The sequence below is a fragment of the Anabaena sp. UHCC 0187 genome, assembly GCF_009712035.1.
Taxonomy (GTDB): Bacteria; Cyanobacteriota; Cyanobacteriia; order Cyanobacteriales; family Nostocaceae; genus Dolichospermum.
Window position 1 is genome coordinate 1 of the sequence record NZ_VILB01000016.1, and the last position, 20,493, is coordinate 20,493.

The 20,493-nt window shown below is 38.3% G+C and carries 16 protein-coding genes, 1 other RNA gene and 2 pseudogenes; 8 read left to right on the plus strand and 11 right to left on the minus strand.

Translation table 11 applies throughout. The features are described from left to right. Positions 1-214 precede the first annotated feature (214 nt). The 4 genes and pseudogenes from FJR11_RS18705 to FJR11_RS18720 all read right to left on the minus strand — a co-directional run. A pseudogene (locus FJR11_RS18705) lies at positions 215-364 on the minus strand (IS4 family transposase); the annotation flags it as partial. Between the two features lie 339 nt (positions 365-703). After that, positions 704-888, minus strand: a non-coding RNA gene (gene ssrS, locus FJR11_RS18710) — 6S RNA. 35 nt (positions 889-923) lie between these two features. Continuing rightward, complete coding sequence (locus FJR11_RS18715; RefSeq protein ID WP_168506422.1) at positions 924-2,087, minus strand: 5-(carboxyamino)imidazole ribonucleotide synthase; 1,164 nt, start codon at positions 2,085-2,087, stop codon at positions 924-926. Then, entirely contained in the window at positions 2,078-2,572 is a 495-nt protein-coding gene (locus tag FJR11_RS18720; protein WP_168506424.1) for a pentapeptide repeat-containing protein, read from the minus strand. Before FJR11_RS18720 ends, FJR11_RS18715 begins: the two co-directional genes overlap by 10 nt. 377 nt (positions 2,573-2,949) lie before the next feature. Here FJR11_RS18720 and FJR11_RS18725 point away from each other — a divergent pair, with 377 nt between their 5' ends. From FJR11_RS18725 to FJR11_RS18735, 3 genes are all read left to right on the plus strand, one after another. Then, entirely contained in the window at positions 2,950-3,273 is a 324-nt protein-coding gene (locus FJR11_RS18725) for a hypothetical protein (protein WP_168506426.1), read from the plus strand. Between the two features lie 158 nt (positions 3,274-3,431). Then, positions 3,432-4,265: a FecR family protein gene (locus FJR11_RS18730; protein ID WP_168506428.1), complete on the plus strand. Its 834-nt coding sequence runs from the start codon at positions 3,432-3,434 to the stop codon at positions 4,263-4,265. 18 nt (positions 4,266-4,283) lie between these two features. Further along, positions 4,284-5,900 carry a diguanylate cyclase domain-containing protein gene (locus FJR11_RS18735; protein ID WP_168506430.1) on the plus strand — a complete coding sequence of 539 codons (1,617 nt, stop codon included), beginning with the start codon at positions 4,284-4,286 and terminating at the stop codon, positions 5,898-5,900. Positions 5,901-5,905: 5 nt separating this feature from the next. Here FJR11_RS18735 and mutS read toward each other — a convergent pair whose 3' ends face one another. From mutS to FJR11_RS18750, 3 genes are all read right to left on the minus strand, one after another. Beyond that, positions 5,906-8,497, minus strand: coding sequence for a DNA mismatch repair protein MutS (mutS, locus tag FJR11_RS18740; RefSeq protein ID WP_168506452.1), 2,592 nt, complete (start codon positions 8,495-8,497; stop codon positions 5,906-5,908). Positions 8,498-8,619: 122 nt separating this feature from the next. Next, positions 8,620-9,261: a DUF4276 family protein gene (locus FJR11_RS18745; RefSeq protein WP_168506432.1), complete on the minus strand. Its 642-nt coding sequence runs from the start codon at positions 9,259-9,261 to the stop codon at positions 8,620-8,622. After that, entirely contained in the window at positions 9,255-10,454 is a 1,200-nt protein-coding gene (locus FJR11_RS18750; protein WP_168506434.1) for an AAA family ATPase, read from the minus strand. The genes FJR11_RS18745 and FJR11_RS18750 overlap by 7 nt, the downstream gene beginning before the upstream one ends. Before the next feature lie 277 nt (positions 10,455-10,731). Between FJR11_RS18750 and FJR11_RS18755 the strand changes: the two genes are divergently transcribed. From FJR11_RS18755 to FJR11_RS18775, 5 genes are all read left to right on the plus strand, one after another. Beyond that, the gene (locus FJR11_RS18755; protein WP_254444790.1) at positions 10,732-11,166 is read left to right on the plus strand and encodes a hypothetical protein; all 435 of its coding nucleotides are present in this window, start codon (positions 10,732-10,734) and stop codon (positions 11,164-11,166) included. Between the two features lie 3 nt (positions 11,167-11,169). Next, positions 11,170-11,601 (plus strand): NUDIX hydrolase, encoded by a 432-nt coding sequence (locus FJR11_RS18760; RefSeq protein ID WP_168506436.1) that lies wholly within the window; start codon positions 11,170-11,172, stop codon positions 11,599-11,601. A gap of 81 nt (positions 11,602-11,682) precedes the next feature. Continuing rightward, positions 11,683-12,765, plus strand: coding sequence for an AI-2E family transporter (locus FJR11_RS18765; RefSeq protein ID WP_168506438.1), 1,083 nt, complete (start codon positions 11,683-11,685; stop codon positions 12,763-12,765). A gap of 110 nt (positions 12,766-12,875) precedes the next feature. Continuing rightward, complete coding sequence (locus FJR11_RS18770) at positions 12,876-14,030, plus strand: iron-containing alcohol dehydrogenase (RefSeq protein ID WP_168506440.1); 1,155 nt, start codon at positions 12,876-12,878, stop codon at positions 14,028-14,030. Positions 14,031-14,381: 351 nt separating this feature from the next. Next, complete coding sequence (locus tag FJR11_RS18775) at positions 14,382-14,723, plus strand: hypothetical protein (RefSeq protein WP_168506442.1); 342 nt, start codon at positions 14,382-14,384, stop codon at positions 14,721-14,723. Here FJR11_RS18775 and FJR11_RS18780 read toward each other — a convergent pair. From FJR11_RS18780 to FJR11_RS18795, 4 genes and pseudogenes are all read right to left on the minus strand, one after another. Next, positions 14,698-15,354, minus strand: coding sequence for a DUF2834 domain-containing protein (locus tag FJR11_RS18780; protein WP_168506444.1), 657 nt, complete (start codon positions 15,352-15,354; stop codon positions 14,698-14,700). The genes FJR11_RS18775 and FJR11_RS18780 overlap by 26 nt on opposite strands. A gap of 13 nt (positions 15,355-15,367) precedes the next feature. Further along, on the minus strand, positions 15,368-16,444 hold the full coding sequence (gene hrcA, locus FJR11_RS18785; RefSeq protein WP_168506446.1) for a heat-inducible transcriptional repressor HrcA: 1,077 nt from the start codon (positions 16,442-16,444) through the stop codon (positions 15,368-15,370). A gap of 696 nt (positions 16,445-17,140) precedes the next feature. Then, positions 17,141-19,342: a pentapeptide repeat-containing protein gene (locus FJR11_RS18790; RefSeq protein ID WP_168506448.1), complete on the minus strand. Its 2,202-nt coding sequence runs from the start codon at positions 19,340-19,342 to the stop codon at positions 17,141-17,143. Between the two features lie 170 nt (positions 19,343-19,512). Next, positions 19,513-20,493: pseudogene (locus FJR11_RS18795) on the minus strand (calcium-binding protein); the annotation flags it as partial.

The window sequence follows — 20,493 nt, forward strand, 5'->3', positions numbered from 1 at the left end:
CAACAAATCCCCTTCTATTCATTTAGAGGGGGATTTGTTGTTGAGGTTTCTTATCCCTCTTCCATCCCACATTCCGCAGATGTGATTCAGATTATTGATATTTTTGAAAAATTCCAGCCAAGAAAATTTTATGTACCTAATTTTTCTGGTTGAGGTTAACTTTATTTGCCAAAAAATAGAGAATATTAACAATACCTTAGCCAAATTACGAGGGTTAAACGGCTGTAGAAGGATTGTGAATACGACCAAGAGAGGTAAGCTTGGCAAAAATCTGGGCTAATAAAATAGGCTCTGGTTGTTCCGGAAGCATTTTTAACATTTCTCTAACATAGCAAAAACCACGATAATAAGCCTTAAGATCAACTTATCAAAGTAAGCTATAATTTTCTGATACCAACGAATAATAGTATTGTTGCTATTGGGGAATAATTTAAAAACTCCCGTATAGCAATCCTGTGTAATATTAAAGATTTTCCTGATCTTTTCTTTAAATTCGTGCATTTCCTTCAAAATAGGCGAGACATTTTTAACTTGAATAAGCCAAATTTTGATGTAACAGCGGATAGATTTCATGTAATGAAACAAGTCAAAAGACTTTTTCCGCAAGCCCTACTTATTCTTTGTGACAGTTGTGATTTTTAGAAATCAGGGATATGAAGCATTAAAGCTCCCTAGCTTAATAAACCAGGAAGCTAAAATTTTTTAGTTCACCGCAACGCCGTTTTACCTAAGTTTATGACCTGGTTAAACCAGGTGGGAACTGAGGGTTCTCATTTAAAGTTTCCGGGTACAAGCCCGGTATACTGCCACGAGAATTGTTTAGCTCCCTTGTTGTTAAAGACATAGATCAAAAAACTTGATGGCAGTCACCAATCGTCGTAGTGCAACTAACTCATTATAGCTTTGAAAAATAGCTTGTGTGTTTATTCTGGAAAATTTTGGCAACTTTTGGCTGGAGGATACCAGATAGATTCAATTTTGTGTATAATATTTTTTACAGCATTTCGGTTATCTTGCTCTAATAAAACGGTGATATGTCCTAATTTACGTCCTGGACGAGCTTCTGTTTTGCCGTACCAATGAACAGTAGCTTGGGGAATATTTGCTAATTGTTGACGTTGTTTTTGGTAATCGCTTTGGCTGGTTTCATATCCTAATAAATTAACCATAACCGCACTACCACAATGTAATCTAGTATTAGTTAATGCTAAACCACACACGGCTCTCAGATGTTGTTCAAATTGGGAAGTTTCACAAGCATCAAGGGAAAAATGCCCAGAGTTGTGGGTGCGTGGTGCTATTTCATTGATGAGAATTTTACCCTCAGCGGTGAGAAATAGTTCTATGCCAAATACTCCTACATATTGGAGACTATTTAATAGTTTATCGGCGATTGTTTCAATTTCTAAACTTTGCTCTTTCGTAATTTTAGCAGGTGCAATTACCCATCTACACACCTGTTCTTCCTGGAGAGTTTCTACCGCTGGATAGATGACAATTTCTCCATTTACAGAACGGGCGGCAATTATAGCCAATTCTTTTGTAAAAGGAACAAATTCTTCGACTAAAAATGGAGTATGACGTTGATTAACTATTTTTGATAAAGTCAAAAAATCGGGAATGATAAAAGTTCCTTGACCATCATACCCATGTCTTCGGGTTTTAAGAACAACAGGAAAACCCAAGTTTTCGATTTGAGATTCTAGATTTTTTTCCTCTGATAATGCTAGAAACTGGGGAACTGGTAAATCTAAATCCCGTAAATAGCAACGTTGCTCATATTTATCTAACAGGGGTGCTAAAGCGGATAATTGGGGACGAAAACAAACACCCTGTTTCTCTAGTAGTGATAAAGCAGTAAGGTTGACAAACTCGTTTTCAAAAGTAATAATATCGCACTTTGTAGCTAAAATTTCTGTGGCAGCGGCATCATCAACTGCGGCAAAAATGCTATCTTGGGCAATAGATACAGCCGGATCATTGGGACTAGGAGTTTGGACTATTAATTCTACTCCCAGCTTATTTGCTGCATCTGCCATCATCCAAGCCAGTTGTCCACCACCAATTATACCAAGTTTTATTGACATCCTAACGACTCACGAGTTTCTACACCAGTTTGGGAATTTACACCACTGGCTTTTTGACATAGCTCTTTAATTTGCGCCTTATCTAGAATTGCATCTGTAAAATCTGCACCTGTGATGTTGACATCTGTAAAGATAGTGCGGAATAAAATAGCTTCTATTAAAACGGCATTACTTAAATCAGCCCCTATTAATTTTACCTCATTAACCATGGCATTTGTTAAATCTGCTCCATGTAAATTTGCTTTTGTCATAACCGAAGCACTTAAAACTGCTCCTCGCAAGTCCGCACCTGTAAAGTTAGTCATTTCCAAATTAGCGTTAGAAAACTCCGCAGCTTGTAAACTTTGTCCCGAAAAATCATGTCTTGACAACTCTGCGTTACTAAATGATAGAGGATGAGTCCAGTCTGCTAATGCTGGCTGTGCTACGCACCAAAGTATAATTCCTAAAATCAATCCTAAGCCTTTTTGCCAAAACCAAAACATAGTTGATGAGTCCAAGTTACTAATTATCTAGTTTAATCTGCAATTGATGATTGGTTCAACTTGGGACAATGTTTAATATTTTATAATAATATTGTTGCTGATTAATTCAAAAGGAGTTGACCATTTACAATTATTCATGAAGTTTAATTACAAGTAAAGTTTATTATCTTTTGAAGTTCACTACTAAAAACAACTGTTAATCTGTTAATCATAGTCATAATTACGATAACAAGGTTTCTAGGATGTATAAAATTGAAAATAAATATCTAGAATGACGGCATTCAAGTTAATTATCACTAGCGGTTATCTGACTAAAAATCTTTGAGTTATTGAAATTGACGGACAGCACACATTTACAAAGCGCAATTAGTATTGCTATGATAAATCATTATTCTATTCAATGGATTGAAGCATGGTGCTTAGAAAACGGCTGGACAGATTTATTTGTGGAGAGACGTGATAACTATTGGGCTTTCCCTCCTGGTGGAGTCATGCCAGAACCAATACCGATGAATGTGTTGAAAGTAATTAAAGAAGAAAATGGATTAACTAATCAAGAAATGTATTGGGCTGGTGCTGCTATATCTACCACTATATTAGCAGTGATTTATACATTTTTGTTTAAATGTCCGATTCCCTTAGTGTTATCTTTTGCATTTAATGCTGTAACAGTGGCACAATTTGAACCAGAAGATGTCTAGATTAAGAATTTAGGAATGAATAAGAACTGCTGTTGTTTACAGTTTCAACAAGAGCAGTTTTTGCTTTGATAAAGGTTTAAATATTTTGGTGATACTTGCAGCGAGCGACGCTATCGTTTAAATTAGATACAAGGGTAATCTAAATTTAACAAAAATCAGTGATCAAAAAATATTGGCTATTATTAAGTTTATTTGTCATTTTCTTATTAACTTTCCAGCAAGCATTAGCCCAAAATAACTTGCAGTTGAGAGTTAATCGCTACTTGGAAGTTCGTAGTGTTGTTGGTAATGTTACCTATGAAAATAAACAAACTTCCCAACCTGCCAATGTCGGTACAAAGCTACAAAAGCTTGGTGATAGCATTAGTACAGGACAAAATTCTCGGACAATATTAGCACTAGATACAGGAATTGCTTTTGTAGAAGTAGCGGAAAATACAAAACTTCAAATTAAGAAACTGCAAACCACCAGTAATAATGGAAAAGTCACAGAGTTGCTAGTAACTAGTGGACAAGTGCGGTTAAAGGTACGTCCTTTGAACAATCGAGACTCTAGACTAGAAATTAACACTCCAGCGGGAATTACAGGAGTCAGAGGTACAGAATTTGGTGTTAGTGTCCAACCTAGTGGAAAAACAGGGGTAGCAACCTTAAACGGTAAGGTAGTAACATCCGCTCAAGGTGAAACTGTGTCTGTAAATAAAGGTTTTCAAAGTTTTATAATTCCTGGAGAACCACCTTCACCGCCAGTGCGTTTACGAGATGATACAAGTTTGCAAGTAAAAATATTGGCAGATATGGGCAATCAACAGGCGAGAATTGCGGGTAAGGTAGATCCTGTGAATTTAGTTATTTTAGCGAATGAACCACTAATAACTAATGGGAATGGAGAGTTTGAGGTGATAACACGCCTTCCTAATAATCGAAAAATTGCAGTTAGTGTGACAACACCTTTGGGAAAACAGCAAAAGTATGAATTAGCTGTTCCTTAATAAAAGGAAGAACTACAAATGTATGATTTGTTCATGGAAATCTGGCGGTTGTTTGGGAAATTGTTTCCTGGTTGTATAGCCATGTTGATAGTTGTTTGTTTCCTGTTGCTGGGAATCTTCCAACCGTTAGAATGGATGACATACAACACCCTATTCCGACTACGAGGAAATATTGACTGGAATCAGCAAATAGTAGTAGTGACAATAGATAATAAAAGTTTGCTAGAGTTTAAACAATTTCCCTGGACACGGACAAGATATATAGAGTTATTAAATATATTGGATACAGCCCAACCAAATGTAGTTGCATTCGATATTATTTTTTCTGAGTCTAGCCCCGATGATGTCGCCTTAGCAAATGCCATGAAACAACACGGTAAAGTCGTGCTGGCAGAGGCTTGGGATAGTCAAGGAGAACCGTGGTTTCCTGTTCCTGAGCTTGAACAGGCAGCAATCACAACTGGGCATATATTCGGTCCCAAAGATGGAGATGGTATGATCCGCAAAGTACAGCCGCTAATTAATGGTATTCCCTCGTTAGGAATTGCGGCTATCCAGGCTTATGCAACTTTTACGGAAATACCTTCCTTACCTAATTTAGAGGAGGCATTGTGGATTAACTGGCCCAGTCAGGTTCAGCAAATGCCTCACTACTCCTTTGTTGATGTGGTACAGGGTAAAGTATCAACCGATATATTTAAAAATAAAATTGTGTTGGTAGGAGTTACTGCTCCTGGGATTGATGTTTTAGTCACGCCCTTTAATTATGATCCACCTACAGGGGGAGTTTACTTACACGCAACTTTTATTAGTAATGTATTTGGGCATAATTTTCTTCATCTTTTTCCGTCTGGAGCATGGATAATATTATTACTATTAGCCGGTCCGGTATGGGGTTTACTAATTGTTCGTTGGCATTCTGGGAAAAAATTAGGATTTTGTATAGGGATATGTGTAATCTGGGAAATTTTCAGTTTGTTCATGCTGAAGATAAATTATTGGCTACCTGTGGCTGCACCCATGACTTTATTAGGAATGACAACTGGAATTGTCATTTGGCAAGATGATCTCAATCTTAAAGCCGAAAATCAAACTCTCTACCGTCTTGCTAATTACGACAGCCTCACGCAAATTCCTAACCGTCGGCGATTTGATGAGTATTTTCAGCAAGAATGGGGACGCATGACTAGGGAAAAGTCTTCACTTTCGCTGATTTTATGTGACGTAGATTTTTTTAAACGATATAATGATACTTACGGACATCAAGCAGGAGATAGTTGTTTACAAAAAGTGGCTCAAGCTATGAGTCAAGCTATTAAAAGACCTAGTGATTTAGTAGCGCGATATGGAGGAGAAGAATTTGTGGTAATTTTGCCAAATACCACTGTAGAAGGTGCGATGATTGTAGCTGAAGAAATTCGTTCTCAAGTGAAAATATTGGCAATTTCCCATAAAGCTTCTGAGGTAAGTCAATATGTTACTGTCAGTTTAGGAATTGCTAGTATAATTCCTGTTTCTGATATTCCAGCGGAATTTCTCATCAAAACAGCAGACGAAGCACTTTATCGAGCCAAAAAAGCAGGAAGGGATCGTTTTTGTATGATTACTGCTGAAGACCTTGGACTGAACCGATAGTAATTTTAGGACTCTAAATTTTGCAACCCCATTGCTATTTTACTGTGTTTTTCAATTTGTCCCATGACCTGTCTTGCCCGTTGAATTACTACAGTCGGTAAACCTGCTAATCTTCCCGCTTCTATCCCATAGGATTTATCAGCACCACCGGGTTGAACCTGATGTAAAAAGATAATTTGGTCAGGTAACTCTTTAACAGTAACTTGATAATTTGCCACATTAGAAATAATAGTAGCTAATTCATTTAATTCATGATAATGAGTGGCAAAAATCGTCCGAGACTTAATATCAACAGCTAAATATTCCGCCACAGCCCAAGCAATTGAAAGACCGTCAAAAGTTGCAGTTCCGCGACCAATTTCATCTAACAAAACCAAAGATTTAGCAGTTGCATGATTGAGGATATTTGCAGTTTCATTCATTTCCACCATAAACGTAGATTGACCAGTAGCCAAATCATCCACCGCACCAACACGAGTAAAAATGCGATCGCATATTCCCAACTTAGCAGCACGCGCCGGCACAAAACTACCAATTTGCGCCATTAATTGAATTAACCCAACTTGACGCAAATAACAACTCTTCCCACTCGCATTTGGACCCGTAAGAATCACCAAATCAGGATGTACAGACAACCCCTCTGTGTCCTCTGTGCCTCTGTGGTTCGTTTCCTTCCTTCCTAACCAAGTAGAATTCGGGACAAAAAACCCCGCAGGTAAAGACTGTTCCACTACCGGGTGACGACCATCAATCACATCAATTTCCCGTCCTGTAAGCATCTCAGGGCGACAATAACCTTGATGTACAGCCAATTCCCCCAAACCACATAATACATCGGCGGCGGCGACAGCGCGGGAAATATTGCGAATAATTTCGGCATGAGAACCAACTTCATCGCGTAATGCGTCAAAAATCTCATATTCCAACTGATTTAAATCATCTCGCGCTGTGAGAATTCGGGCTTCTCGTTCCTTCAAATCAGGAGTAATGTAACGTTCCTCATTTGTCAGAGTTTGTTTGCGAATGTAATTATCGGGAACTTGGTCAGATTTACTGCGGGAAATACTGATATAATAACCAAAAGTCTTATTAAATCCTACTTTCAAGGTCGGAATTCCCGTTCTTGCTCTTTCATCAACTTCTAAATTTGCAATCCATTGTTGATCACTTTCTACAGTAGCCTTTCTTTCATCCAAAAGCGGATTAATTCCTGCCCGAATTAAACCACCTTCTTTTAAATGTATCGGTGGTGATTCTACGATGTGAGCGTGTAACTTTTCTGCTATTTCTTCTAGGATAGGTGGGACTTTTTGCAAAGCTTTCAAGAAAGGCGATCTCGCATCTTCAACCAAGCGAGATAATTCTGGTAAACGGGAGAAAGAATCAGCTAAAGCGACTAAATCCCGTGCATTAGCCCTACCAGAAGCGGCTCTGACTGTTAAACGTTCTAAATCGTAAATTTGCCTTAGTAACTGCCGCAAATCTTGACGTAAAGGCGTATTTTCTACTAATTCCTGAATGGTATCTTGGCGGGATTTAATTCCTTTAATATCAAGTAGCGGTTGTAACAACCATCTTCTTAAAGCCCTGCTACCCATTGCAGTGCTAGTTCTGTCTAAAGCCCATAATAGAGAACCGTGAAATGTGCCATCACGGACAGTTTGGGTAATTTCCAGGTTACGACGAGTTTGATGATCTACTATTAAATAATCAGTTAAGGTATAGGTGCGTAATAATTGCAGAGAAACTGGATTGGCTTTTTGTGTATCTTCGATGTATTCCAAAAGACCACCAGCGGCGCGAACTGCGAGGGGAAGATGTTCACAACCTAAACCTTCGAGCGATCGCACTTTGAATTTCTGCAATAATTTACTTCTAGCTTCTGCTTGGGAAAAGGGAACTTGCGATCGCAAACTATAGCAAAATGATGGTGGTAAACATTGGGGAAGTGATGGGGAAGTTTCCCCTGGACGCAGTAAACTACCTAAATCTGGGGCGTTAGTGGGAAACAGCACTTCAGAAGGATGCAATCGCATTAACTCTTGGGTCAAGTGTTCTAAATCACTACCTTGAGATGTGAGAAATTCCCCTGTTGATATATCTGCGTAGGCTAAACCCCAATGATTAACAGCAATTACCACAGCCGCAATGTAGTTATTACGACTAGCTTTGAGCATTCCCTCTTCTAGCAAAGTTCCTGGGGTGAGGATGCGCGTTACTTCTCGCTTTACCAAACCAATAGCATCAGCAGAGTCTTCCACTTGGTCGCAGATTACCACAGCATAACCTTTTTCTACCAGTTGAGTGGTGTATCGTTCCCAAGCGTGATGAGGCACACCTGTCATGGCGACGCGACCGACTTCACCACCATGTTTACTAGTTAAGACTAATTCTAATTCTCTGGAGACGGTTACAGCGTCTTGGAAAAAAGTTTCAAAAAAATCACCAACTCTGTACAGCAGTAACGCATGAGGATGTTTATCTTTTACTTCTACATAATGCTGATACATCTTACTCAGCTTACTGCGGTCTTCTACCAGATTTGTATCAGTAAGTGGTGTATTTGGTTGATTGGGTTCTGGTGTGGAAGTGGTCATGGTAGATGCTGAGAGTTTAGGCACAGATTATTGGCACTATGTCTGATGATAACGTGATGTGGGACATTGGGAGCGATCGCTTAAAGTTTATTTATTTTTATTCATAATTGGTTGATATACAGCTAGTTTTCAATTGGTGGATTTATTTTTTCTGTTATTGTGGTAAAAATGCGATCACAATATGGTGAAGCTTGACAAACCTTATCTACATCTAGCAATTCTAACAGTTGATAGGCGTGTTGGATTTTGTGATATTCTTTTTTGGTAGTGTTAGCAGTAGCAGTTTTGAGAATACGTTCTAAATTATTATTTTCACCTTTGGGAATAGTTTCTACATTAGCAGTTTTGGGAATACCACTTCCTTTAAAACCTTGTCCATAAAATTTTTTCAGAGTTTCAATATCAGCAATAAACCAAGCTTCCATTGTTTGTACCATCAAATGGCAATTATCATCATCAACTCCTGCGGGTTTATCCCAATTATCCCTTAATTTCAAATGTTCCCAAGGAGATTTTTGCTTTACGGGTGCTTCTGCATCAACCAGCAAAATATTAAAAGCATCAGGATGAGATTTTAAAGCATTTTCAAAGTCACGAAAAGCATGATTCCGAGTACCGCAGATAGTGATATTCCATTTAATCTTTTTGGTTTTTGCTTCGTGTACTAATTTTTTGAAAAACTGACTAAATCCTTGTCTAATTAAAGATTTCTGATTTTTAAAATCTCCACCACCTTCTATGTAAATACGAACTTCTTTTACCATCTATTTCCCCCTATTTCCCCCATCCGCCATAGGTCGCCTAAAGTATAATTTTCTAACCAATCTTTTAGTTTATCAGGTTCAAGACGACGAAGATGAGATCCTGCTTCATCTCTTTCACAGACTATTACTGATTCAGGATATTGACTTAAAGCAGAAACCAAAGTGTCAGAATGAGTGGTTACAATTAATTGAGTTCTCTGGGATGCTTCAATTAACATTTCGGCAATCGTTGGTAAGATATCTGGATGTAAACCTATTTCTGGTTCTTCAATACAAATTAAGGGAGGTGGAGTTGGATCTAATAGTAAACCCATGAGAAATAAATAACGCAATGTTCCATCTGATAAACGATTTGCGGGAATTGGTTGAGTTAAACCTTCTTCACGAATAAATATCTGTACTGTACCGCCATATATTCTTACGCTCAATTCTTCTGCTAATTCATAGAATCTTTTTAGGTTTTCAATAATTTTCCTATTACCTATTTGATGTTGTAAATTGTTTAAAACTAGCCCTAGATTACTCCCATCTTCTAATAAAGGATGTTGAGGTAAATCAGTTTTTTGAGCATTTCTTGGTTCTGAATATCGCCCCATTTGCCAATGACGATATAAACCTATTTTAGAAAATTCTGTGCTAAGATAGGATAGTTCTGGATACAAATCTGGGTCTTTTCTTTGAGACAAAACAGACTGATCTGGAATCAAGTCTTCTCGACGAAGTTTGCGTTCAAATCTTTCGCCATCATCCTTGATTTTGTTAATATTTAAAACAGGACGACCCTTTTGATAACGATAGTAAAAATATTCATCTTCTTGCCCTTCATAAGCTTGTTCATTTTGGAGAAATTCATCTACTAATTCTAATCTTTGATTAATTGCAGTCAGACTAAGATTATAGTGTAAATTCTGGAATCTGTGAGGGTAATTCAAAGTCACCTCTATTTGGGCTACCGGATTTTCTTGTTTACCCTTCCACAAAAATTCACTAACTCCTCCACCTTGACGAAATGGTGAGGGTAAATCTGTTGGTGTTGCGCGTAAAATTCCCAAAGCTTCAATTAAATTAGATTTACCAGATGTGTTAGCACCAATTAACACATTTAGCGGTTGTAGTTCGATTTCTTCACCTTCACTTCCATAGGAAAGAAAGTTTTGTAATTTAATTTTGTGAATAAATCTTTTGCCTTCCATTTTTCTCCTAATCTTACTGAAAATATCTATTTTAGAATACTATTTATTTACGTTATGATCAATTATCAACTTTATATAATAATCGTTTAGCAAGGATTATAACTTAAAATTAAAATATTAGCATAAAAACTTACCCTAAAATAGGGAACTACAATAACCTTCCTAAATAGAGGTATAACTCAAAATTTATTCATCTCTTCATGATTTTGACAGAATCACTATTTTTTTTGACAAAATAGCATTATGATAAATAGCAAGTAACTTGTGTAAACTGGAGATGAAATTGGCAATAATGCAAAAATTTGCTCAATCTATAGCTTTTATACAACAAGCAAAAATTTCTACTGTGAGATTATTTCATCTGGGATTATCTTTTTCCCTAGTAACGGGACTTTCTGCTTGTGGTAATCAGGGAAATTCTGGGATCAACTTTAAAAATTTAAATATTGGTGCTAATGTTACACAGATTCAAGAAATTACCCAACAAAATCAGGATACTACAGTTTACATTCAAGGTAAAGTAGAAAAAACTGCTCCTTTAATCAAGCAAAAAGCATATCAAATCAATGACTCAACTGGGAAAATCTGGGTTATCACTAATCAAGGCAATTTTCAAGTTGGAGAACAGGTAGTATTAAAAGGTAATGTGCAGTATCAAAGTGTTCCTTTAGCTGGTAAAGAATACGGCGAAATTTATTTAGAGGAAAAGTAATTTATGAATAATCAATTAGTTCATGTATCCGTGACTATTCTCTATCAAAAAAATAAATTCTTGATGCAATTACGGGACAATATTCCCAATATTATAGCTCCTGGTTGCTGGGCTTTATTTGGTGGACATATCGAACCTGGAGAAACTCCAGAAATAGCGGTTCAGCGGGAAGTTATGGAAGAAATTGGTTATAAGTTAACTGATTTTATACAATTTGGCATTTATAGCGATGAAAAAGCGGTTCGTTATGTCTTTCATGCACCATTATTAGTACCAATAAATCAACTCGTACTTTCTGAAGGTTGGGATTTAGATTTGTTAACAGCAGAAGATATCCAAAAAGGTGAATGTTATTCCGCAAAAGCAGGAGAAGTAAGACCTTTAGCGACGTTACCTCGGAAAATTATGCTGGATTTTATCAACAGCCTATCATAAGGATTAAAGACTGATTATTTGATTTACAAGCCTTGAAAATTTCCCAGATATTTTGCAATAATTAGATTATTAATCAATCTCATGCAACCAGTGAACAATCTACCCAATTTACGCAAATGGTTAATTATAGGATTAGCCTTTCCTGTTATTCTTCTTAATGGGTGGTTATTAATTCAATTTATTAACTATTTTCAACCTTTGGTCAGTGTTATTTCTATCGCCATTCTCTTAGCTTTCATCTTAGACTATCCGATTCAACTATTACAAAAACGTGGAGTTCCTCGCAATTTAGCAATTGTAGTAGTATTACTACTAGCTATTATTCTTTTAGGTGCTACAGGTGTTATTTTAGTACCGTTAATTCTTGAACAATTGAACGAATTAGCTAATCTTCTTCCCTATTGGATTGAATCTGGAACTCAACAAATAGAAGCTTTGCAAAATTGGGCATCCACACAGCAGTTACCAGTAAATCTAAGTGGACTAGCTGCTGAAATTTTAGGAAAAATATCTAGTCAACTGCAATCTTTTACTGGAAAGATTCTGGGTTTTGCTTTTGATACTATTGGGAATTTATTTAATTTACTGATAACCATAGTTCTTACTATTTATTTAGTATTGAATGGTGAACGTTTATGGGATGGAATTTATCTTTGGTTTCCTAGCAACATTACTATAAAATTCAGAGAATTACTCCGAGAAGATTTTAATAATTATTTCATTGGTCAAGCTACATTAGGTGCTATTTTAGCCGTGACAATCACATTGGCCTTTGTAGCTTTACGAGTACCTTTATCACTACTTTTCGGCTTAGGAATTGGCTTGTTTTCCTTATTTCCCTTTGGAACGGGGATTGGGATTGGTATTGTTAGTTTATTAGTAGCTTTAAAAGACTTTGGACTAGGCATAGAAGTTGCAGTTATAGGTGTAACTCTTGACCAAATTAATTCTAATATTATCGCTCCCCGGATTTTAGGAAATTTAACAGGCTTAAATCCTGTCTGGGTGGTAATCTCTTTATTAATAGGAGCAAAATTAGGAGGTGTATTAGGTTTGTTAGTTGCTATTCCTTTAGCTAGTTTTATTAAAGATATTGCTGATACTTGGCGGAATAATGAATTTAATAAAACCTCTGTTAATAGTGAGTATCTACAAGAATCCTAAATAAGGTAGATATTTTATTTTGGGAAATAGTATTCTCTAGGTACAGGCAAAAAATCAAGAATCTGATTACAATACTTAAGAATAAATCTCATTCTCTTGCGTAACTAATCATGGAAAATTTTGTTTTTTACAACCCTGTTAAAATCCTGTTTGGTCAAGGTCAAATTGCTAACATTGCGTCAGAAATCCCCGCAGATGCTAAAATTCTGATCACCTACGGCGGTGGTAGCATTAAAGCCAATGGCGTTTATGATCAAGTAAAATCGGCATTAGCTGGACGGAATGTCTTTGAATTTGGCGGAATTGAACCCAACCCCCACTTAGAAACTTTAATGAAAGCAGTGGAATTAATCCGCAAAGAAGGGATTGATTTTCTCTTAGCTGTGGGTGGTGGTTCTGTCGCTGACGGGACTAAATTTATAGCTGCTGCTGTTCCCTTTATTGGCGACCCTTGGGATATTTTAGCAAAGGGTGCAGCGGTAACTGCGGCTTTACCAATGGGGGTGGTTTTGACTTTACCCGCAACTGGTTCGGAAATGAATACAAACTCAGTTGTTACCAAGTGGGAAACTCAAGAAAAGTTATTTTTCGCTAGTCCCTTTGTGTTTCCTAAATTTTCAGTTCTTGACCCAGAAACGACTTTCTCCCTCCCTCCCAGACAAATTAGTAATGGGATAGTTGATGCTTTTACTCATGTGATGGAACAGTATTTAACCTATCCTGTAAATGCACCATTACAAGACCGCATGGCTGAATCAATTTTAAAAACTTTGATTTCAGAAGGGCCAAAGACTTTAGCAAATCCTACAGATTATGATGCACGAGCGAATTTAGTTTGGTCGGCAACAATGGCATTAAATGGGTTAATTGCTGCTGGTGTTCCCCAAGATTGGACTACTCACATGATAGGTCATGAATTGACAGCTTTGCATGGTTTAGATCATGCTCAAACCTTGGCGATTGTTTTACCAAATACTTTGACAATTAGACGCGATCGCAAATGGCAAAAACTTCTACAATATGCAGATAGAGTTTGGGATATTGTGGGTGGTTCAGAAGCAGAACGGGTAGATACAGCAATTAGTAAAACTCGTGATTTCTTTGAATCAGTTGGTGTCCGCACTCATTTATCTGATTATGGTGTGGGAGTAGAAACTATTCCCGCAGTCATCAAAAATTTAGAAAAGCATGGGATGACAGCTTTAGGGGAAAATAAAGATGTTAATCTACAAGCTGTTGAGCAAATTTTAGCTCTTTGTGCTTAGAAATTAAATCATTAGGTCAGGCTTTTCGACAGCGGTTTCCGCTTTTATTAAGTACATCTTAGCCCCCTCATCACACCCTCCTCAATCCCCCCGCAGCGGGGGGAAGAAAAGGATAAACTTTTGATATTGGAGGGGGTTGGGGGTGGGGTTCTTGTACCTCATAACACAAAGGAAGTGCGGTAATTAATGCGGACAACGTAGCTATATTATTTAGTCTACCCAATACTTGGTGTAATTTACATTTGTGACTAATACACCCTACAGTAAATATTAATCTATATTCTGCAAGACATTTACGTACAATACCCTGTAAAGTTATAATTAGACATAAACTTCTTAATCAGGGTAATTATGCGCTTTTTACTGAGAATTGCCGGTTTTGGGTTGCTGATTCTAGGTATCTACTTAGTTGGGCAAAATATCTTTTTCACAACCAACGTTTATCCTTACTGGTGGCGGGGAATTTCTGCTGATATTTCAGTATTATCACTAACATTAGGCGTACTCATGCTAGTTTTCTTCCCAGCAAGTATGAAAAATCTGGGATTGATTGCTATTTCTGTGGGTATTCTTGCGGTATTTATCAGTAGTCGCGCAATTCTTAGTCCTACCAGTTTATGGCAATTTTTTCTCTCATTAATTTGCATTACCTCTGGCTATAAGATGTTCACAACTGGATACTTTCCTTTTTAATTTCTATATCTACAGGTGGACGTACACACAAATAAATCAAAGCTCCAAATAAAGGCATTGCAAATAACCAAAATAATTGATTATTTTGCCAACCTCGTCGCGTCATATCATCTCCTAACAAAGTAGGAAATAATAGACTCAACATCACAAAATCTAAACTCATCACATGAATAAATCTGCTACTTTGCCACTGTTGGACAAAATTATCCCAATCTCCTTGTAAACCAGATGCTAATAAAAGTGCCGCACCTATAGTTAATAAAATTCCCAAAATGCGGGAATCTAGGATTTTGAGAAATAAATTTTTTTCACCAACAAACTTTTCATTTGGTTCTCGTAAAGCCAAATATGGTAAAAGCGTAAATGCACCTAAAGCAAAAGCACCAGTAGCAAATGGCCAAGCCGGAATTTTTTGACCTCTACCATCAACAAAAACTACTGCACTATATATAAAAGGCCAAATTCCCATGATATTAAATAAAGATATAATCAGGGGATTAATTCCTTGCCAATTGCCTGTAGAGAGATTTTTGATTAACTCAAAAGTATCAGGTTGTTCGGGAGGAGCAAATAAAAAGGCATAGGAAACAAATCCCAGCCATAATAGACCAAAAGTGATTTTTCTCAACATGAATTTCTGGAAATTAACTAAAAGCTTCCGAAAGATAATCTGCTGCTGCTGCAACTACAGCGATCGCACTCTCATAGTCTAACCTAGTTGGCCCCAAAACCCCCACACTGCCCACCGGCACAGAACCCCGACGATAAATAGCAGAAATCAAAGTACAAGTCCGAATCGGTTCGAGAGGATTTTCTGTACCAATCCGCACCGTTACCTTAGACTTATTGGCATCGTCCATTTCTGCTTCTTCGCAAATTAAACGCCAAAGTTGGTCTTGTTCCTCTTCCAACAATTGCATAATTGTCTGTACCTGCTGTACCTGGGAAAACTCAGGTTGTCGTAAAACCTCTCCAATCCCTCGTACCATAATTTGTGTAGCTGTTGGTGCCAGAGCGCGATGAGTCAATTCTACCAAAGAACTTTTTAATAATTCGCCATAAACTCGAAACTCCTGATCCAATTCACTCCAATCAAGATAGCCTATTTCTAATAAACTCTGTCCTCGTAAGTGACTATTCAAAAAGTTAGAAATAATTTGCAATTGGTGATCAATTACTTCCGGTTCAGGTTGATTTTCTGAAATTGGTGGAAATAAATCCATCACCTTAGAATGGGTTTCATAACTATCCGTCACCACAATCAACATAATTTTCCCCGATTCAATTTGCACCAATTGCAAATGTCGTAACTTTGCTGTTGTGGTTTGTGGCATAGTAATCAAAGTAATACAGCCGCTTAATGTTGCTAAAATTTGGGCAGCACCTTGCAATAAAGCCTCTAAACTCCAATCTTCCCAATGCAGATGTTTTTGTAATGTTGTTTCTACCTCTTTAGCCAAAGTTTCTGATGGTTTAATTAATTGATCAACATAAATACGATAACCGGAATCAGAAGGAATTCTTCCCGCAGAAGTATGTGGTTGATAAAGTAATCCTGATTTTTCCAAAACACCCATGACACTACGAATAGTGGCAGAGCTAACACCTAAATCAAACCCTTCAATTAGAGCCTTAGAGCCTACAGGTTCTGCTGTGGTAATATAATGACGTACAGTTGCATAAAGTATATTCTGTTGCCGATTAGTCAGATGAACTTGCATAAGTGATATTTTTACTGAAGGCAAATCTTAATCAAAATTTGAAAAATACGTGGTTTTCGCCACAAAAACCTAAAAAAAGAATTAATTATTAATTAACGTAAGATAGAAAATTATATACTTATATTGTATTAATTAAACACAAATTTTCCCTTCAGGATTTATTTGCTGTATTTATTATGACTGCATACCTGAAAATCAGCAAGAAGATGAATTCCTTTATTTTTCCGTATTATCTCATAGTTAGTTAAGATAAGTTGTGGCTTTAGTTACAAAATATTATTTTCTATTTGTTATACTTAACATTGCTTAATCTTTTGATGCTATTGGTAAGTGTTTAGCTAAAGCAGCAAGAAGCCCCACGTCTCAATACTGCTCGGTTAACGAAAATGGAGAGTAAAACCAAGAGAAAAGTGTTCGCGTTTTATCTACGATAACAATAAAAATTGAGAGACTTACTTTTTCTATTTGAGGCTATCGTACAAGTCAACATCAAATGGCTAATGGTGGGAACTTGAAATTAACGTCTGTAAGCTTTATTTACTAAAGCTTTTAGAAATTGTGAAGTTTAATTAACATTAATTTTGATGAGTTCGTAGTCAAAACTTTAGTCCTAGATTTTGAGGAACTGAAGTGTTAACTACGAACGTATTCATCCCTGGGAACTAATGACTTGAACCACTAGTTGATCACAGAAAGTTAGAAGATAAAGTCGGTAGCATCAACATTACTAGCAGTGAAGGTTGCTAGTGTAATCGTATCTGTAGCGAAAAGCGAACTGGAAATCACCGAAGTTCCGCCAACTTGTGTAACAGTTAACTCTCCAAAGCTGGTTGCAAATGCTGAGAGATCAATTTTGTCTGCACCATTGGCGAAACCGATAATTCGATCATTACCAAAGACCGATGCAAAGATAAAGGTGTCATTTCCATCACCACCATTGAGGGTGTCATTGCCAGCACCACCAGTCAGCCAGTCAGCGCCGATGCCACCGTTGAGGTTATCATTGCCCTCACCCCCATTGAGAGTATCATTACCCCCTGCTCCGGTTAGCGTATCGTCACCCCCGTTGCCAAAGAGAATATCGTTGCCAGTTCCTCCATTGAGGTTGTTATTGCCTTCGTTACCAGTCATGGTGTTGGCAAGTGCGTTACCTATGCCGTTTTCGGCTGTGCCAATTAAGGTCAGGTTTTCTAAGTTGTCGCCTAATGTATAGCTAAAGAGGTTAGATTGCACTGTATCTATACCTTCGTCGGCACTCTCTGTGATGGTATCCCCTATGCTATCTATGATGTATGTGTCATTGCCCAAACCACCTGTCAAAAAGTCCTCACCTGTGCCACCGTCAAGATAATCATCACCAGCACCACCACTCAGGTTATCATTGCCATCAGCCCCAATCAGGGTATTATTAGCTTCGTTGCCAGTGATGATGTTATTAAGTCCGTTACCTGTACCGCTTTCGGCTGTACCAATCAATATCAGATTTTCTACATTGGCAGTTAAAGTATAGGTAGAGAGGCTAGATTGCACTGTATCTATACCTGTGTCGGCGTTTTCAATGACAGTATCTCCTATGCTATTAACTACATAGATGTCATCACCTGCGCCACCAACCATTCTGTCATTGCCGAGTCCACCGTCCAGAAAATCATTACCACCGCCACCGTTAAGCGTGTCAGCACCAGCACCACCGTCCAGAAAATCATTACCACCGCCACCGTTAAGTTCATCATTACCAGCACCACCGTTAAGGGTGTCTGCGCCTGCTTCACCAGTTAGCAAGTCATTGCCTGAGCCACCATCAAGATAATCACTTCCTGCACCACCATTAAGGTTGTCATTACCACCATTGCCAAAGAGGTTATCGTTGTCAATTGTGCCGATGAGGATATTGTCAAACTCATCTCCAATATATAAACCAATGGCATCAACTGCGATCGCTCCGGTAAGATCCGCACCGATGAAAGTGGCATTAGTGAAGTTGCCTTTAGACAGATCAGCGTTAGCTAAGTTAGCGTTTGTGAAATTAGCACCGATAGCAAGTCCGTTCATGAAAAGACCTTCGGCGTTAGCTTGAGTGAAGTTAGATCCACTCACATCAGTGTCATTAAATCTAGCCCCAGTCAGGTTCGTTATCGTCACAGTGCCATTGGCAGCAACATAGGGACTAAAATCAGAATTTGTTAAAATAGCATCATCAGCCAGAAAATTGCTTAAATCAGCACCACGAAAACTAAGGTTTGCTGGTTGTCCTGGATCAAGTAAGACATCAGTTAAAGAGACTCCGCTGAAATTAGCCAAGTCAAAGATCGAGTTTTGCAGAATCACATCTGTAAAGTTCGTATCTCGAAAATCAGCGCCCGTAGCGTTGACATTAACTAAGACAGTGTTTTCTAAGTTCGCTTCCAGGAAACTAGCATTTACTAAAGTAGCACCTGTAAAGTCAGCCGCTTTGAGATTCGCCTTGAACAAATCCGCTCCGGTAAAGTTAGCTCCTGTCAGGTTTGGTCTCTCAGACTGTTCACCACTGATATTGGCTTCTCGCAAATTCGCATTAGTCAGGTTGGCATTTGACAGGTTAATGTTTTTCGTGTTGATTAGTGAGAGATTAGCTTCCGTCAGGTTTGCGCCACTAAAATCGACATTCTCTAATGTCGCCAAAGAAAAATTAGCTGGGCCAAAGTTGCCACTAGGGGCAAAAATGGCATTACGGGCATTGACATTGATCCAAGTAGATTCACTAAAGTTAGTGCCTCTTAGTTGCGTGGCAGTACCTGCATTATTGGGATCGAACCTAACACTTTCAAGTCTGGCTTTGAAAAAGGTAGAACCGTTGAGATTTCTTCCTCTGAAGCTATTTCCTACTAAGGTTTGTTCATTAAAGTTTAAAGCTACCATGATGCAATCTCTCCAAAAAATGTCTAAGTTCTGAATTAATCAAAAAACTGTAGATGCCACCTGATGTCAAAAATGCTTGGTATATTTTTATGCGCCACGCCTCACTGGTTGCGTGTTTGTAGTCAACACTTTAGGGATGAAAATATTCCCGGACAAAAGTCCTAAAATTACTAAGAGAACTGGAATATAGGACTGTTGATTGGATCAATGTTGGTGCTGATATCAGCTTGAGTAAAGGCGGTGTTGACGAGGGTAATTAATAGTTCACCTTGACCAAAGCCTGTATTAGCAGCGATGCCATCTCCTACTCGGAACTGGGTATTACCGTTAACTATCCGCACATCAAAATCTGTAATACCACTGAAGGATAGGATATCTCCGTCTGCTCCTGTCTGGAATCCGTTAATCCGGTCTTGACCATCACCCAAGGTATAGCGAATGGTATCGCTGCCAGCACCACCAGTCAGGGTGTCATTACCAATACCACTGACCAAAGTATCATTACCATCAGCACCAGTGAGGATATCATTGCCTGCTCCAGCCGTGAGCAAGTCAGCACCAACTCCACCGTTGAGGCTATCATCAGCGTCACCGCCATCGAGAGTATCGCTGCCATTTCCTCCCAGTAGGGTATCAGCACCACCGTTACCAAAGAGAATATCGTTACCACCAAGACCATTGAGGGTGTTGTCAGCCTCATTACCAGTGATGATGTTAGCCAGTGTGTTGCCCGTACCTGTTTGGGCTATGTCAATCAAGATCAGGTTTTCGAGGTTATCGCCCAAGATATAGTCCAGGCTAGATTGGATAGTATCTGTGCCTTCATCGAGGTTTTCTGTAATGGTGTCTCCTGTGCTATCGACGAGGTATGTGTCATTACCCAAACCGCCACTCATCACGTCATTGCCTGCACCACCATCCAGATAATCAGTACCACCACCACCGATGAGTAAGTCATCACCTATACCACCCATCAAGGTATCGGCACTTGCGCCACCATCGAGATAGTCAATACCTTCGCTACCAGAAAGCCAGTCACTTCCGTTACCACCAATCAGGGAATCATCGCCCGTACCACCATCAAGAGTGTCAGCACCGGCACCGCCAGTCAGGGTATCGTTGCCGTCAGCGCCGTTGAGGAGATTGTGGGC

What these genes read in the sequence shown, in the direction of transcription:
- mutS (WP_168506452.1), bottom strand. Translation starts at nt 8,497, where the DNA reads ATGACCACTTCCACACCAGAACCCAATCAACCAAATACACCACTTACT.
- FJR11_RS18765 (WP_168506438.1), top strand. Translation starts at nt 11,683, where the DNA reads ATGCAACCAGTGAACAATCTACCCAATTTACGCAAATGGTTAATTATA.
- FJR11_RS18790 (WP_168506448.1), bottom strand. Translation starts at nt 19,342, where the DNA reads ATGGTAGCTTTAAACTTTAATGAACAAACCTTAGTAGGAAATAGCTTC.
- FJR11_RS18780 (WP_168506444.1), bottom strand. Translation starts at nt 15,354, where the DNA reads ATGTTGAGAAAAATCACTTTTGGTCTATTATGGCTGGGATTTGTTTCC.
- FJR11_RS18725 (WP_168506426.1), top strand. Translation starts at nt 2,950, where the DNA reads ATGATAAATCATTATTCTATTCAATGGATTGAAGCATGGTGCTTAGAA.
- FJR11_RS18745 (WP_168506432.1), bottom strand. Translation starts at nt 9,261, where the DNA reads ATGGTAAAAGAAGTTCGTATTTACATAGAAGGTGGTGGAGATTTTAAA.
- FJR11_RS18715 (WP_168506422.1), bottom strand. Translation starts at nt 2,087, where the DNA reads ATGTCAATAAAACTTGGTATAATTGGTGGTGGACAACTGGCTTGGATG.
- hrcA (WP_168506446.1), bottom strand. Translation starts at nt 16,444, where the DNA reads ATGCAAGTTCATCTGACTAATCGGCAACAGAATATACTTTATGCAACT.
- FJR11_RS18735 (WP_168506430.1), top strand. Translation starts at nt 4,284, where the DNA reads ATGTATGATTTGTTCATGGAAATCTGGCGGTTGTTTGGGAAATTGTTT.
- FJR11_RS18755 (WP_254444790.1), top strand. Translation starts at nt 10,732, where the DNA reads ATGAAATTGGCAATAATGCAAAAATTTGCTCAATCTATAGCTTTTATA.
- FJR11_RS18770 (WP_168506440.1), top strand. Translation starts at nt 12,876, where the DNA reads ATGGAAAATTTTGTTTTTTACAACCCTGTTAAAATCCTGTTTGGTCAA.
- FJR11_RS18720 (WP_168506424.1), bottom strand. Translation starts at nt 2,572, where the DNA reads ATGTTTTGGTTTTGGCAAAAAGGCTTAGGATTGATTTTAGGAATTATA.
- FJR11_RS18760 (WP_168506436.1), top strand. Translation starts at nt 11,170, where the DNA reads ATGAATAATCAATTAGTTCATGTATCCGTGACTATTCTCTATCAAAAA.
- FJR11_RS18750 (WP_168506434.1), bottom strand. Translation starts at nt 10,454, where the DNA reads ATGGAAGGCAAAAGATTTATTCACAAAATTAAATTACAAAACTTTCTT.
- FJR11_RS18775 (WP_168506442.1), top strand. Translation starts at nt 14,382, where the DNA reads ATGCGCTTTTTACTGAGAATTGCCGGTTTTGGGTTGCTGATTCTAGGT.